This is a genomic window from Dactylosporangium sp. NPDC050588 (assembly GCF_040654975.1).
Taxonomy (GTDB): Bacteria; Actinomycetota; Actinomycetes; order Mycobacteriales; family Micromonosporaceae; genus Dactylosporangium; species Dactylosporangium maewongense.
This window is the reverse complement of record NZ_JBFAJA010000113.1, coordinates 1-14963: the sequence shown is the minus strand read 5'-3', so window position 1 is coordinate 14963 and position 14963 is coordinate 1. Positions and strand designations below refer to the sequence as shown.

Genomic DNA, 14963 nt, shown 5'->3' with positions numbered 1-14963 from the left:
CACATGACGACGGTCGAGGTGAATGCCGCGGTGGACCCGGTGACGGGCGACCCCCGTGCGCCGCTGACCCGCCTGGCCCAACTGGTCGATCCGGGTTCGTTGCGGCTGTTCGGCCCGGACGACGCGGTGAAGGCCGGGCACGCCCGGATTGGCGGCAGCCCGGTGGTGGTGTTCTGCACCGACGCGACCCGGGTCGGCGGCTCGCTCGGCGCCGAGGAGAGCATGCAGATCGTGACGGCCATCGACCTCGCGGTGCGCGACAGGGTCCCGGTGATCGGGCTGTGGCACTCCGGCGGGGCACGGCTGACCGAGGGCGTGCAGTCGATGGACGGCGTCGGTCGGATCTTCGCCGCGATCATCCGGGCGTCCGGGCGGGTGCCGCAGATCTCGGTCGTGCTGGGCCCCGCCGCGGGCGCCGCCGCGTACGGTCCGGCGCTCACCGACGTGGTGGTCATGGCGGACGGCGGCCGGATGTTCGTCACCGGTCCCGACGTGGTCCGCTCGGTCACCGGCGAGCAGATCGACATGGAAGGGCTGGGCGGCCTCGAGGCACACGGGCGTAAGTCCGGCGTCGTGCACGTGAGCGCCGGCTCGGAGACCGAGGCGTACGGCGTCACCCGTCACCTCGTCGGCGTGTTCGCCCGCCCCGGCTGGTTCGACCTGTCCTCGGTCAAGGACGACGAGGGCCTGGCGGAGGTCCTGCCGGCGTCGGCGCGCCGGGCGTACGACGTGCACCCGGTGATCGCCCGCCTGCTCGACGAGCCGGGCCCGGACGGCCTCGCCTTCCTGGAGCTGCAGCCACTCTGGGCTCGCAACATCGTCGTGGGCTTCGGCCGCCTCGCCGGCCGGGCGATCGGTGTGGTGGCCAACAATCCGCTGCGTCGCGGTGGGTGTCTGGACTCGCTCAGCGCGGAGAAGGCGGCCCGCTTCGTGCGGACCTGCGACGCGTTCGGCATCCCGTTGCTGGTACTGGTCGACGTGCCCGGCTATCTGCCCGGTCTGAACCAGGAGTGGGGCGGGGTGATCCGGCGCGGTGCCAAGCTGCTGTACGCGTTCGGCGAGGCGGTCGTGCCCCGGGTGACCCTCGTGGTGCGCAAGTCGTACGGCGGGGCCTACATCGCGATGAACTCCCGCTCGCTCGGCGCCACCACCGTGCTGGCCTGGCCGGACGCCGAGGTCGACGTGATGGGACCGGAGGCGGCGGTGGGGATCCTGCACCGCCGGGCCCTGTCCGCGGCGCCGGAGGCCGACCGGGAGCGGCTGCGGCAGGAGCTGATTGCCGAGCACCGCCGCATCTCCGGTGGTACCCAGCGCGGTGTGGGGTTGGGCGTGATCGACGAGGTGATCGACCCGGCCGTCAGCCGGCGCCGGATCGCCGAGGCGCTGGCCACGGCTCCCGCGGGGCGGGGCGGGCACGGCAACATCCCCCTGTGACCCCGGCCGGGCCGCCCGGTCTCCGGCCCACAGTCATCGGCACCCCGGCCTGATCGCCGGGGTGCCGATGGGTGTCACCAGTGAGCCGCCGTGCGCGGGGTCACCACCGTACGGGCAGGGCGGTGAGGCCACGGATGAACGTCCCCTCCCGCCACTCGAGGTCCGCCCCGGTCAGCCGCAGCGTGGGCAGCTCCCGCAGCAGGCCCGAGATCGCGGCGGTCAGCTCGAGGCGGGCCAGCGACGCCCCCAGACAGACGTGCCGGCCGTGCCCGAACGCCAGGTGGGGGTTGGGGCTGCGGTCCAGGACGAGCTCGTCGGGCCGATCGAACGCCTGCGGGTCCCGGTTCGCCGCCGCGAACACCGGCACCACGACCTGGCCCGGCTCGACCGGCGTGTCGCCCAGCGTCGCCGGGACCCCGGCGATGTGCGGCGCGCCGCCGGTGGACAGCAGCGAGGTCCAGCGCAGCAGCTCCTCCACCGCGGTCGGGACGAGCTCCGGTTCGGCCAGCAGCCGCTCCCAGCGGTCCCGCTGCGACAGCAGCACGTACAGGCAGATGGCGAGCTGGTGGCTGGTCGTCTCGTAGCCCGCCATGAGCAGGCCGTACCCGGCGTGGATGGCGTCCTCCCGGCTCATCGGCTCGCCGGAGCGGGTCGCCTCGATGAGGTCGGTGAGGACGTCCTTCTCCTGTGGGTCCGGCTGGGCGGCGCGCCGGTCGTAGAACTCGGCGAAGTAGGCGAACAGCTGACCGTGCGCCTTGCCGACCTGCTCGGGCGGGTATGCGGTGGCCGACATCAGGATCTCCACCAGCGGCCCGAACGTCTTGTAATCCGCGTAGGGGATGCCGAGCAGCCGGCAGATCACCCGGACCGCCAGGGGCTGCGCGAAGGCGTCGTGGAACTCGGCCTCGTGGCCGGCGGCGCGGAGGTCGCCGATCAGCTCGGCGACGATGGCGTCGATCTCGGGGGTCAGCGTCTGTGCTCGCCGGGCCGTGAACGCCGTCGTGATGGTCCGGCGCCGGCGGGCCGGGTCGGGTGCGTCGGCGCTGTCGTGCTGCAGCGAGTCCGGAGAACGGTTGGTGAGCCCGACCCGCGCGGCGCCGACCCGGTCGAACCGCGGATCGGTGACCACGCGGCGCACGTCCTCGTAGGAGGTGAGCAGCAGTGCGGGGGCGCCGCCGTACAGGGCCACGGGGCAGGGACGGCGGTCGGGGATCTCGTCGAGTTCGGGTGCGGGGCCTGCGCCCCCCGACTCCGGGAACGGGAATCTGGCGTCTGGCATGGTGCCTCCGTGATCGTCCGTCTCGCCCGCTGGGGCGCGCGAGGCCAGATCGAAGCTAACGGCGGGCGCGGCGGCCGTTAACCCCTATACCTGCGGGCCAGGGGGTATGACGATCTGTGACGTAGCGCACAGTTGGGCGTTTGCGCTGCGTGTCGGGTCATTTCCGCCCTACCCACGCGAAACCTTGTTGCTTGCGGTGATCCCTGGCAAACTTGCAGTGATGTCAATCAGTCTGACGTCTCGATGAGTGTCGATCGAGGCGCGGACTGTCGGGTCCGGCGGCGTCGGCGTCCGGTCAGTCCGCCGTGGTAGCCGCAGCGCGTGGGCGGCATGGCCAATCGCAATTATAGGCGTCTATATCGTGTTGGCGGATTGAATGCAATTCGGGGGAGCTGAGCAATTCATGGCCACTGCGTGAGTAGACCAGAAATGCGACCCCTACACCCGGGAATTTAGGGGTTCACCCTGCCGGACCAGCGATGATAGTCATTACCTCGGCATGCCCGGTGGGCGACGATCGACCAGGGATGAGGTTTGGCCCGATGGAAAGCAGAATAGCCGCGGTCGCCGATTTGGCAAACGCGGCGGGCGTGGACGACGAAGCCATTCTCCGAATTGCGAACCGGCTGCAGCATCATTGCGTCCTGGAACTGCTGTACCAGGAGGTGCTGCTGGACGTCCTGCCGCACGACGGCCGGGAGAAGCTGGTCGTGCAGCACGACCTCGAGATCGCCCGCCACGTGGTGGGCTACCTCGTGCGGGCCGAGCGCGGACAGGTGAGCGTCGAGCCGCTGCCCTGGAGCCAGGATCTGTCCCGCGCCGGCGCCGACGAGGCCGACGTACGCATCCACCAGGACCTCTCGGCATTCGCCGGGATGCTGCGGGCGGTCTTCGGGCCGGATTCGGTCTCCGGGCTCGCGCAGGTGGCGGACACGCTCGCGAGCGGTGACCGGGGCACCGGCGTGCCGTGGGGCGAACTCTTCGCGGAGCGGGCCCGCCGCAACGCCGACCTCGCCGGTCTCGCCCTGCGCTTCGGCTCCGACAAGTGGGGCGCCCGCTGGTACGCCCGCCAGTACGACCGGTTCTTCCGGCCCTATCGTGACCGGCCGGTGCGCATCCTCGAGATCGGCATCGGCGGTTTCCAGGAGGCCGACCGTGGCGGCGCCTCGCTGGAGATGTGGAAACGCTATTTCCCGCGGGCATTGGTCTTCGGTATCGACATCGAGGACAAACGTTTCCTGGAGACCCAGCGGCTGCGGACGTTCCGCGGTAACCAGGCCGATCCTGAATTCCTGTCGAAGGTGCTGGAGGAAACCGGCGAGCTGGACATCGTCATCGACGACGGCAGCCATTTCAACTCCGACCAGATCAAGTCGTTCGAGTTTCTGTTTCCGCGGCTCGCCGCGGACGGTCTCTATGTCATCGAGGACATGGAAACGTCGTACTGGCCCGGGTTCGGCGGCTCCAGCACCGAGTTCTCGAGCCCGTCGACCGGCGTCGGCTACCTCAAGGACATGGTCGACGGGATGAACTACGAGGCGATGACGTCGGACGCGACCTACCGGCGCCGGCCGACCGACCGCACCGTGGTGGGCATCCACTTCTTCCACTCCATGGCGATCGTGGAGAAGGGCATCAACGAGGACGGCGGCCTCGGCGCGATGATCCCCGACGAGGTGAAGCGCCAGGGGCCTCGCTATCTCATGCCCGACTATCCGGTGCCGCCGGAGTTCGAGTCCGCCCAGGACGCGGCGAACGCCGCCACCACGCCGCCGAAGAAGCCGGCGACCAACGGTACGAAGACCGTCACCAGGCCTCTGCCGACCGCGGCGGACGAGCCGGGGGTAGGTGCGACAAGCAGCAAGTGACGGCCGCGGTCGCCGGTGCCGTCGGGCCGCCGGCGACCGCAGCAACACACGGGGAAGCGGGATGTCCATGGCGCTGACAGAGCGAACTGACGAATTGTCCATCCTCGAGGAAATGCTGTCGGAATGCAGGCGTGGAGTGGGCCAGCTCGCCCTGATCAGCGGGCCGGCCGGCTGTGGGAAGACGGAGGTGCTGGACGCGTTCGCGGAGCGGGCGACGCAAGCCGGCGTGCTGCTGCTCAGCGCCACCGCGAAACGGTCCGGGGCCGAGGTCCCGTTCGACGTCCTGGTGCAACTGTTCGGCGGCGGCGCGGCGCCCGGACGACTCCGGGCGCAGATGGACACGTTCGTCGACGCGGTCCCGTGGACGACCCCGGGGGACGCCGCGGGGACGCAGGCGTTGCGCATCCTCTACGCCGAGTTGCTGGCCTGGACCGCGGACCGCCCCCTGGTGATCATGGTCGACGACGTTCAGTGCGCCGACCACGAGTCCCTGCGGGAACTGCTCGACCTGGCCTCGCGACTGCGGCGGACCCCGACGCTGTTCGTGTTCACCCAGTCCGACGACGAGAACGCGACGGCCGCGTTGATACAGGCCGAACTGCTGCGCAACGAGCACTGGCGGCGCATCGACCTGACCCTGCTGTCGGTCGAGGGCGTCGCGGCCCTGGTCCGCGCGCAGACGGACACGCAGCACGACCCGGCGCCGCTGCCGCTGTCCGCCGCGGACATCCACCGGCTCAGCGGGGGCAACCCGTTGCTGGTCCGCGCCGTGCTGGACGACATACGCGCGGCGGATCCGCGCCGCCCCGACCGGGCGTTCGGGCAGGCGCTCGTGGCGTGCCTGCACCGCAGCTCGCCGGAGACGCTCGCCGTCGCCCGCGGCGTCGCGGTCCTGGGCCGGCCGACCGGCGTCCCGCTCCTGGCCGACCTGGTCGAGCTCGGCCGGGAGCAGACCCGGACCGCGCTGCGCCGGCTGGAACTGGCCGGCCTGGTGACCGGCGGCAACTTCCGCAATCCGGCGAGCGGCGCCGCCGTCCTGGCGGACCTGCGCCCCGAGGCCCGCAGCTGGCTGCACCAACGCGCGGCCGAGCTGCTGTACCTGCAGGGCGCCTCCGCCTCGACGGTGGCCCGGCACCTGCTGGAAACCGGCGAGACGCGGCAGCGGTGGACCCAGCGCTTGCTGCGGGAGGCCGCCGAGGTCGCCACCGCGTCCGACGACCTCGACTTCGCCAGCGACTGTCTCAGCCTGGCGCTGGAGAGCAGCCTGGACGACCACGAGCGCGTCTCCGCGCTCGTCCGGCTGGCCGGGGTCGTGTGGCGGCGCAACCCGGTCGCCGCCGTCCGGCACGTGTTCCTGCTCATCGAGCCGTCACGCCGCGGCCTGCTCTCCGCCCGGCAGGTCACCGCGGTGGCGAAGTCGCTGGTGTGGCACGGCATGACCGGCGAGGCGATGGAGGTCATCGAGGCGACCGGCCGCCGCGGCGGGCTCGGCGGGCCCGGTGGCGAGCGCCGCGACGGCGAGCTCGGGATGATCCAGCGGTGGCTGCGGTCGTGGCACCCGCCGCTGGCCAAGATGGTGCCGGACCCGCCGCAGCAGCCGGAGTCGCTGGACGGCGCGGACCTCGCCGACGGGCGCCTGCTCGGCGCGGCGCTGCTGTCGGAGGTGCTGACGCGCGGCGCCGAGGACGTCGTGCGCCGCGCGGAGGACATCCTGCGCGGCTGCGGCACCGAGGTCGACGAGACCACGCTGGAGCCCGCGGAGTCCGCGCTGCTGGCCCTGCTCTACTCCGATCAGGCGGAACGGGCGCTCACCTGGTGTGAACCGCTGCTCGCGGCGGCGTCGGAGCGCTACGCGCCGACGTGGAACGCCCGGCTCGAGGCCATCCGCGGAGAGATCGCCCTGTACCAGGGTGACCTGCCCAACGCCGCCCGGTACGCGCGCGCCGCCCTCGACCGGATCGCCCCGCGCGGCTGGGGCGTGGCCGTGGGCGCGCCGTTGGCCACGTACATCCAGGCGACCACGATGATGGGTGACCTGGACGCGGCCGGCGTCTACGCCAAGGCACCGGTGCCGCAGGAGATGTTCAAGACGAGGTTCGGTCTGCGCTACCTCTACGCGCGTGGGCTCTACCTCGCCGCGTGTGAACGCTGGCACGTCGCGCTGAGCGACCTGCTGACCTGCGGGGAGCTCGCCGTGGAGTGGGAGATGGACGTGCCGTCCTTCGTGCCCTGGCGTGGCGCCGCCGCACGGCTGTACCTGGAACGCGGCGACCGGGACCGGGCCCAGAAGCTCGCCAACGCCCAACTGGCACGCGCCAAGCAGGGGTTGACCCGGACGGCCGGCATCACGCTGCGGGCGATGGCCGCCTGCAGCGGCACGCGTGGGGGCATGCCACTGCTGCGGCAGGCCGTCGACGCCCTGCATGCCTCCGGCGACCGCTTCGAGCTGGCGAGTGCGCTCGCCGACCTGCACCAGCTGCACCAGGCGATGGGGGAGCGGCAGCGGGCCAACGCGGTGTTCCAGCAGGCGGTGCGCCTGGCCACGGAGTGCCGCGCCGAGCCGCTGCGCCGCAGCCTGCTGCACCAGTCCTCCGACGAGCACGCCGAGTCGATGGTGACGAAGCAGCCCAACGGCGGCCTGGTGAAGCTGAGCCGGGCCGAACGGCGGGTCACCGCCCTGGCCGCCACCGGGCACACGAACCGGGAGATCGCGCAGAAGCTCTACATCACCGTGAGCACCGTCGAGCAGCACCTCACCAAGGCGTACCGGAAACTCAATGTGACCAATCGCGCCGACCTGGCCGCGGCCTGCATGCCGACCATGGCGGATTCTGCCTGAGCCCCCGCAGCAATTCCCTGGGGTCTGGGGCGCTTAGGGGTTGGGGCATCGAATTACGCCTTAATAGGGTCGAAGATGGCTGACCGGGATCGATGCCCCGGCCGGAATCTCCGAGAGAATGGCGGACGCGATGCCAAAGGTAATCGTCATCGGTGGTGGGCCCGGCGGGTCGACCGCCGCCGGGCTTCTCGCAAAGGGTGGGGTGGAGGTCAAGCTGCTCGAGCGGGCGGAGTTTCCGCGCTATCACATCGGCGAGTCCATCACGACGTCCTGCCGCGCGATCATCGATTATGTCGGCGCGTTGGAGAAAGTGAACGCGTGTGGCTTCACCACCAAGACGGGGGTGCTGATGCGGTGGGGCCAGGAGAAGGACTGGGTCATCGACTGGACGGCGCAGTTCGGTGCCGACACCCGCTCCTGGCAGGTCGACCGCGAGATCTTCGACCAGGTGCTGCTGGACAACGCCGCCGACAGCGGCGCCGAGGTCGTGCAGCAGGCCCACGTCAAGCGCGTCCTGTTCGACGGCGACCGGGCGGTCGGTGTGGAGTGGCAGCCGGCCGGCGGCGAGCTGCGGACCGAGACGGCGGATTACGTCATCGACGCCTCCGGCCGCGCCGGCCTCATCTCCGCCCAGCACTACAACAACCGGCGGCCGCACGAGATCTTCCGCAACGTCGCGATCTGGGGCTACTGGGAGAATGCCGAACTGCTGCCCGACAGCCCGGCCGGAGGAATCAACGTCATCTCCTCCCCGGACGGGTGGTACTGGCTCATTCCGCTGCGCGACAACCGTTTCAGCGTCGGTTTCGTGACGCACAAGACGAATTTCGTGGAACGGCGCCGCGAGTTCGACTCGCAGGAGGCCATGCTCGCGGCGGTCCTCGGCGAGTCGGAAACGATGAAGCAGGTGCTCGCCCAGGCGACCCAACTGCCGGGCGTTCGGATCGAGCAGGACTTCTCGTACGCCGCGGACAAGTTCTGCGGCGACGGCTATTTCCTGGTCGGCGACTCCGCGTGCTTCCTCGACCCGCTGCTGTCCACCGGGGTCCACCTCGCCATGTACAGCGGCATGCTGTCGGCGGCGTCGATCCTGTCGCTGCAGCGGGGTGAGGTGAACGAGCCGGAGGCGCAGGCGTTCTTCGAGTCGCTGTACCGCAACGCGTACCACCGCCTGTTCACGCTCGTCATCAGCTTCTACCAGCAGCACGCCGGCAAGGACCGGTACTTCGCGCTGGCCGACACGCTGAGCCGGGCCGCGCAGGGCGACACCCAGAGCGCCGACCTGGCCTTCGGCGAGATCATCGCCGGCCTCACCGACCTGCGGGAGGCGGCCGACCGGGCGGGCACGGCGGCGGCGCCGATCACGGAGACCATCGACGCGGCGGCGACCGGCGGTGCCAAGCCGGTCCAGGAACTGCTCGGCGCCGCCGAGCAGGCCCGGCTGCGGGCCGAGGAGTCCTCGCCGAACCAGCGCGTCACCATGGCGCCGATGTACATCGACGCCAACGACCTGTACGACGCGGCCAGCGGCCTGTACCTGGTGACCGAGCCGCGTCTGGGCATCAGCCGGGTGACCTCGGAAGCGGCGGTCGCGGCCGGCTGAGCCGTCGGCGCTCCCGCCGGGTGTGCCCGCTCGCCACGGCGGGTGGGCCACCCGGCCATGACTGCCTTGGTCCCCACCTTGAGGAGTAACTCATGACTGCGCCCGTCCGGCTCCCCGACCGGCTGCCCTCGTTGACCGGGCTCCGCTTCTTCGGTGCGGTGGCCGTCGTCGTGTTCCACGCGATCGCCCTGCCGCCGATCACGGTGTTCCAGGACGAGAAGTTCAACGGCATCCTGGTGTTCCTGATCAGCAAGATCGGCTTCGTGTCGGTCACGTTCTTCTTCATCCTCAGCGGCTTCGTGCTCACCTGGTCCGCCCGCGACGACGACACGCCGCGCATGTTCTACCGCCGCCGCTTCTTCCGCATCTTCCCCAACCACGCCGTCACCTGGGCGGCGTGCCTCATCCTCCTCGGCGGGGCGCCGGCCTGGGTGGCCCTGCTCAACCTGCTGCTCGTGCAGTCCTGGGTGCCCAGACTGGAAGTCGCATCGAGCATCAACATGGTCACCTGGTCGCTGTCCTGCGAGGTCTTCTTCTACGCCCTCTTCCCGTTCCTGCTGCGCAGCGTGCAGCGCATCCCGCGCGCGAGGCTGTGGTACTGGGCGGTGGGCGCCCTCCTGGCGACGATCGCGGTGCCGTTCATCGCGGTCCTGGTCATGCCCGAACGGCCCGCCATCCCGGTGATCAACCTGCCGGTCTACCAGTACTGGTTCTCCTACAACTTCCCGGTCGCCCGCCTCGGCGAGTTCCTCCTGGGCATGGTGCTGGCCCGGGTCGTGCGGGAACGGCTGTGGAGCGGGCTGCGGCTGTGGGCGGCGCTGGCGATCCTGGGCGTGACCTACTTCGGCATGCTGATCGTGCCGATGCCGTACGGTGTGGTCGCCGCCGAGGTCGTCCCGTCCGCGCTGCTGGTCCTCGCCGCCGCGAGCACCGAGATCCGCGGCACGAACAGGTTCTTCGGCAGCCGGCTCTCGCTCTGGCTCGGCAACATCTCCTACGCCCTGTTCATGTCGCACGCCATCGTCCTGTACTGGGGACGGCCGTTCTTCCTCGGCGACCGGAAGTTCAGCACCCCGGTCGCGCTCGGGCTGGTGGCCCTGGCCGTCGCGCTGAGCATCCTGCTCGCCTGGCTGCTCTACATCACCGTCGAGCGGCCGATCGCCCGACGCTGGAGCCACCCCGCGCCGGCCCGTGCGCGGACCGTGCCGGCGGTCTCCTCGTCCAGCGCCTGACCGGACCCCGGTGAAAATCCCAGACGAACTGACGCGTATCCCGCTGTCGGGATACGCGTCAGCGTGTGCGGTGACGGCCCGGCTCAGTCCCAGCGCACCGGCAGCCGGTGCACCCCGTAGATGGTCATGTCCGCGGCGACCTCGACCTCCTCGGCCGGCACCGCCAGGCGCAGCTTCGGAAAACGCCGGAAAAGGCCCGTGTAGGCGATCCGCATCTCCATTCTCGCCAGCTGGGCGCCCAGGCACTGATGCGCGCCGTGACCGAATGCCAGATGACCCGAGGCATTACGTTTGATGTCGAACGTGTCCGGGTCGGCGAACTTCGCCGGGTCCCGGTTCGCCGCGCTCAGCGAAAGCGTGACACTCTCGCCCTCGCGGATCGCGACGCCGTCGACTTCCACGTCCGCCAGTGCGGTGCGGACGGGCCCGATATGAATGATGGTGAGATAGCGCAGCAATTCCTCGACGGCATTTTCGACAAGCGTGTCGTCCGCCTTGAGTGCAGCCAGTTGGTCAGGCGCGGTCAGCAACGCGAAAGTCCCCAGGCCGAGCATGTTCGCGGTGGTCTCGTAACCCGCCGCGAACAACAGGAATGCCATGCTCTTGAGCTCCTGCACCGTCAGCTCCGGCAGGGCCGCCAGGCTGCTGAGCAGATCGTCGGCCGGTCGCGCGCGCTTGTTCAGCACCAGCTCCTCGACGAAACTGTCGGCGCTGCGGTGCGCCGCGACGATGGCGTCCAGCGACGAGGTCACGTTGAGCAGCGTGCCCAGGTCGCGCTGGAACTGGTCCCGTTGCTCGAACGGCACACCGAGCAGCTCGCAGATCACCTGCGACGGGATGGGCAGCGCAAACACCGGGATCAGGTCGGCGGGGGTGCCCGCGGCGGCCATGGCCTCCAGCTGCGTGTGGACGATCTCGGTGATCCGCGGTTCCAGCTGCTTGAGCCGGCGCGCGGTGAACTGGCTCATCAGCAGCCGGCGGTACCGGGTCTGCTCCGGCGGGTCCAGGCGGATGAAGTTGCCCGGGTCGGCCGGCACGCGCGGCTCCGGCATCGGCAGCGGAATCGGCGAACGCAACAATTCCTGCCGGGAGCTGAACCGGGAGTCGGCAAGGACCGACCGGGCCGCCGCATGACTGGTGACCAGCCGGCCGACGTGACCGTCCGGAAATGTCATGTGCGAGACCGGGCAATGCTGCCGCAGCTCCCGCAACGGTTCCGGCGGGTCGAATGGTGAGGTGCGCGCGGTCGGCAGCGCGGGAGCGTTTGATACCGTGTCGGTCATTTCTTCTCCAGACGTCGGGGCGACCGGACCATTGCGACCCGAGCGTAGAGCCGACAGGCATTTACCAGTACTCCGGAAAAACGTTCACGAGGTCGTTAGGGGTTTCTTAGGGGTGTCCGGTCGGTAGGCGCCGTGTGAGGCTCGAACTGCGTTGCGGTGTCATTCGAGAAGGAGCCCTGGTAGCGGATGTACGCGAGCCCTGCAGAAGATTTCCTGCCGTGGGTCCTGCCCGGAACCGGATCACCCGCCTGGCGTGCGCGAATCGTCCGGGACCAATTGGCGACCGTCGACGCCGCGCACCCGCGCGCGACGGCGCACGCCCTGGCCCGGCTCGCCGCCGAACGCGGGTCCCGGGCACCGCGCGCGGCCGTCGTCGCCGGCAGCCGCGACGACCTCGCCCTGGCGCTGGCCGCGGTCGCCGCCGGCGACGACACCCCCGCACTCGTCCACGGCGAGCCGGTGCACGACGACCGTGTCATGTTCGTCTTCCCCGGCCAGGGCGCCCAGTGGGACGGGATGGCCGCAGCCCTGCTGGACACCTCACCGGTCTTCGCCCGGCGCGTCGACGAGTGCGTGCAGGCGCTGGAGCCCTTCGTCGACTGGCCGGTCCTCGACGTGCTGCGCGGCAACGCACCGGCGGAGACGCTGCGACGCACCGACGTCATCCAGCCCTCGCTGTACGCCGTCACCCTCGGCCTGGTCGAGGTCTGGCGCGCCGCCGGCGTCGAGCCGTCCGCCGTCCTCGGACACAGCATCGGCGAGGTGCCCGCCGCCGTCGTCGCCGGAGTGCTCGGCCTCGATGACGGCGCCCGCATCATGGCCTTCTGGAGCCAGGCCCAGCAGACCCTGGCCGGGGCGGGCGCGATGGTCTCCGTCCTCGCACCGCTCGACGACGTCCGCCGGATGCTCGACCGATTCGAAGGCCGGCTCGTCGTCGGCGTCGTCAACGGGCCCGGCTCCGTCGTCGTCACCGGCGACGCCGACGCCGCCGCCGAGCTCCGGCGGGTCTGCGACGAGCGCGGTGTCCACGCCCGGACCGCCGCCGTCGCCCACGCCGCCCACTCGGCGCACATCGAACGCATCGTCCCCCGGATGACGGCCGACCTGGCCGGCATCCGGCCGCGACCGGCCGCACTGCCCATGTTCACCGCGGCGCTCGGCGGACCCCTTGGCGACACGCCCGCCGACGTCGACTACTGGTGCCGCTGCCTGCGGGGCATCGCCCGCTTCGATCTGGCGACCGAAGCGGCCCTCGCCGCCGGCTACCAGCTCGCGCTGGAGATCAGCCCGCACCCCGTGCTCACCGCCGCGATGCTGCACACCGCGGAACACGCCCACCGCCCGCTGGCCGTCGCCGGCTCGCTGCGCCGCGGCGACGGCGGACCCCGACGCCTGGCGACCTCCCTCGCCGAGCTGTACGTGGCGGGGGCCCGGCTGGACCCGGCCGCCGTCTACGGCGAACCCGCCGCGACCCTGCCCGACGACCTCGGCCGGCGCCTCGACGAACGACCGGCCGATGACACCGTCCCAGGACCCTCGACCCTGGCCGCCGAGCTGATTCCGTTGGCCCGCGCCGAGCAGCGCAGGCACCTGATCGACCTGATCCGCCACGAGTGCGCCGCGCTCGACGTGGAAGCGTTCGACGAGGACCTGACGTTCGGCGAGCTCGGCTTCGACTCCGTCACCGGCATGGCCGTCCGCAACCGGGTCGCCGCGGCGACCGGGCTGCGGATCCCGGCCACCGCCATCTTCGACTACCCCAGCCCGCGCCGGCTCGCCGAATACCTGCACGCCGAGCTCGTGCCCGGGTGGGACGACCCGGCACCCGCCGACCCGGCGCCCTCCCCGCCGGTCGGCGACGACGATCCCATCGTCATCGTCGGCTGGGGCTGCCGCCTGCCCGGCGGAGTGACCGACCCCGAGGCGCTCTGGCCGCTGCTGGTCGACGGCGCCGACCTGGTGTCCGAGTTCCCCACCGACCGGGGCTGGGACAACGAGGCCGCCTACGCCGAGCCGCCGACCGGGCCGGGCCGCTACTACCAGCGCGAAGCCGGGTTCCTCTACGACGCCGACCTGTTCGACGCGGACTTCTTCGGCATCTCCCCACGCGAGGCGCTGGCGATGGACCCGCAACAGCGCCTGCTGCTCGAGACCACCTGGGAGACGTTCGAACGGGCCGGCATCGACCCCACCACCCTGCGCGGCGCCCGGACAGGGGTGTTCGTCGGCGCCATGGGCATGGAGTACGGCCCGCGGCTCGACGAAGGCTCCGGCCACGAGGGCTTCGCCTTCACCGGCAACACCATCAGCGTCATCGCCGGCCGGATCTCCTACACGTTCGGGTTCGAAGGACCGGCGGTGACCGTCGACACCGCGTGCTCGTCGTCGCTGGTCGCCCTGCACCTCGCGGTCCAGGCGGTGCGACGCGGCGAGTGCTCCCTGGCGGTGGCCGGCGGCGTGACCGTCATGCCGAGCCTCGGCATGTTCATCGAGTTCAGCACGCACGGCAACCTTGCGCCGGACGGTCGCTGCAAGTCGTTCGCCGCGGCCGCGGACGGGTTCGGCCTGTCCGAGGGCGCCGGGGTCCTGCTCGTGGAGCGGCTGTCGGATGCGCGGCGTCTCGGTCATCGGATTCTGGCGGTGGTACGTGGTTCTGCGGTGAACCAGGACGGTGCGTCGAACGGTTTGACGGCGCCGAATGGTCCGTCGCAGCAGCGGGTGATCCGTCAGGCGTTGGCGTCTGCTGGTTTGTCGGCCGCCGACGTGGATGTGGTGGAGGCGCACGGCACGGGCACGCGGTTGGGTGACCCGATCGAGGCGCAGGCTGTCCTCGCCACGTACGGACAGGACCGGGAGCGCCCGGTCTTGCTGGGGTCGATCAAGTCGAACATCGGGCACACCCAGGCCGCTGCCGGGGTGGCCGGTGTGATCAAGATGATCCTGGCGATGCGGCACGGAGTCGTGCCCCAGTCGCTGCATGTCGACGCGCCGACGCCGCAGGTGGACTGGTCCGCGGGTGCGGTGGAACTGGCGGCCCGGACCGTTGCGTGGCCACGGACGGATCGCCCTCGTCGGGCGGGTGTGTCGTCGTTCGGGGTGAGTGGCACGAATGCGCACGTGATCCTGGAGCAGTCTGCCGAGGAGCCGGAATCTCCTGCCGTTGCTGATGGTCCTGCGGTGTGGTTGTTGTCGGCGCGTTCACCTTCCGCGTTGCAGGCGCAGGTTGGGCGTCTTGCGGGGTTTGTCGATGCACGTCCGGAGGTGTCGGCGCATGCGATTGCTGCGGGTTTGGCGCGGCGGGCGTTGTTGCCGTATCGGGCGGTCGCGGTCGATGGTGTGTTGGATGGTTTGGTGTTGCCTGTGGTGCCGGCGGCGGATGTTGGTGTGGGGTGGTTGTTTTCGGGTCAGGGTTCGCAGCGGGTGGG

The 14963-nt window shown here is 70.8% G+C and carries 8 protein-coding genes; 6 read left to right on the top strand and 2 right to left on the bottom strand.

Annotated features, from left to right (window positions below; genetic code table 11):
* Nucleotides 1–3: 3 nt before the first annotated feature.
* Nucleotides 4–1434 carry a carboxyl transferase domain-containing protein gene (locus tag AB0I21_RS50230; protein WP_360572024.1) on the top strand — a complete coding sequence of 477 codons (1431 nt, stop codon included), beginning with the start codon at nucleotides 4–6 and terminating at the stop codon, nucleotides 1432–1434.
* 100 nt (nucleotides 1435–1534) lie between these two features.
* Here AB0I21_RS50230 and AB0I21_RS50225 read toward each other — a convergent pair whose 3' ends face one another.
* Nucleotides 1535–2713 carry a cytochrome P450 gene (locus AB0I21_RS50225; protein ID WP_360572022.1) on the bottom strand — a complete coding sequence of 393 codons (1179 nt, stop codon included), beginning with the start codon at nucleotides 2711–2713 and terminating at the stop codon, nucleotides 1535–1537.
* A gap of 590 nt (nucleotides 2714–3303) precedes the next feature.
* Between AB0I21_RS50225 and AB0I21_RS50220 the strand changes: the two genes are divergently transcribed.
* The 4 genes from AB0I21_RS50220 (at nucleotide 3304) to AB0I21_RS50205 (ending at nucleotide 10255) form a co-directional block, all read left to right on the top strand.
* Nucleotides 3304–4581, top strand: a complete 1278-nt coding sequence (locus AB0I21_RS50220) for a hypothetical protein (protein ID WP_360572021.1) — start codon at nucleotides 3304–3306, stop codon at nucleotides 4579–4581.
* 61 nt (nucleotides 4582–4642) lie between these two features.
* Complete coding sequence (locus AB0I21_RS50215; protein WP_360572019.1) at nucleotides 4643–7420, top strand: AAA family ATPase; 2778 nt, start codon at nucleotides 4643–4645, stop codon at nucleotides 7418–7420.
* A gap of 130 nt (nucleotides 7421–7550) precedes the next feature.
* Nucleotides 7551–9023 (top strand): NAD(P)/FAD-dependent oxidoreductase, encoded by a 1473-nt coding sequence (locus tag AB0I21_RS50210; protein ID WP_360572017.1) that lies wholly within the window; start codon nucleotides 7551–7553, stop codon nucleotides 9021–9023.
* A 92-nt stretch (nucleotides 9024–9115) separates the two neighbouring features.
* Complete coding sequence (locus AB0I21_RS50205) at nucleotides 9116–10255, top strand: acyltransferase (RefSeq protein ID WP_360572015.1); 1140 nt, start codon at nucleotides 9116–9118, stop codon at nucleotides 10253–10255.
* Between the two features lie 83 nt (nucleotides 10256–10338).
* Here the strand turns inward: AB0I21_RS50205 and AB0I21_RS50200 are convergent, their stop codons facing one another.
* Entirely contained in the window at nucleotides 10339–11538 is a 1200-nt protein-coding gene (locus AB0I21_RS50200; RefSeq protein WP_360572013.1) for a cytochrome P450, read from the bottom strand.
* Between the two features lie 276 nt (nucleotides 11539–11814).
* Between AB0I21_RS50200 and AB0I21_RS50195 the strand changes: the two genes are divergently transcribed.
* The coding region (locus AB0I21_RS50195) for a beta-ketoacyl synthase N-terminal-like domain-containing protein (RefSeq protein ID WP_360572012.1) at nucleotides 11815–14963 on the top strand (3149 nt) is incomplete at its 3' end.

Bases quoted from the DNA above. Each gene is read 5' to 3' on its own strand.
- AB0I21_RS50230 (WP_360572024.1), top strand. From the start codon at position 4: ATGACGACGGTCGAGGTGAATGCCGCGGTGGACCCGGTGACGGGCGAC.
- AB0I21_RS50225 (WP_360572022.1), bottom strand. From the start codon at position 2,713: ATGCCAGACGCCAGATTCCCGTTCCCGGAGTCGGGGGGCGCAGGCCCC.
- AB0I21_RS50215 (WP_360572019.1), top strand. From the start codon at position 4,643: ATGTCCATGGCGCTGACAGAGCGAACTGACGAATTGTCCATCCTCGAG.
- AB0I21_RS50210 (WP_360572017.1), top strand. From the start codon at position 7,551: ATGCCAAAGGTAATCGTCATCGGTGGTGGGCCCGGCGGGTCGACCGCC.
- AB0I21_RS50205 (WP_360572015.1), top strand. From the start codon at position 9,116: ATGACTGCGCCCGTCCGGCTCCCCGACCGGCTGCCCTCGTTGACCGGG.
- AB0I21_RS50200 (WP_360572013.1), bottom strand. From the start codon at position 11,538: ATGACCGACACGGTATCAAACGCTCCCGCGCTGCCGACCGCGCGCACC.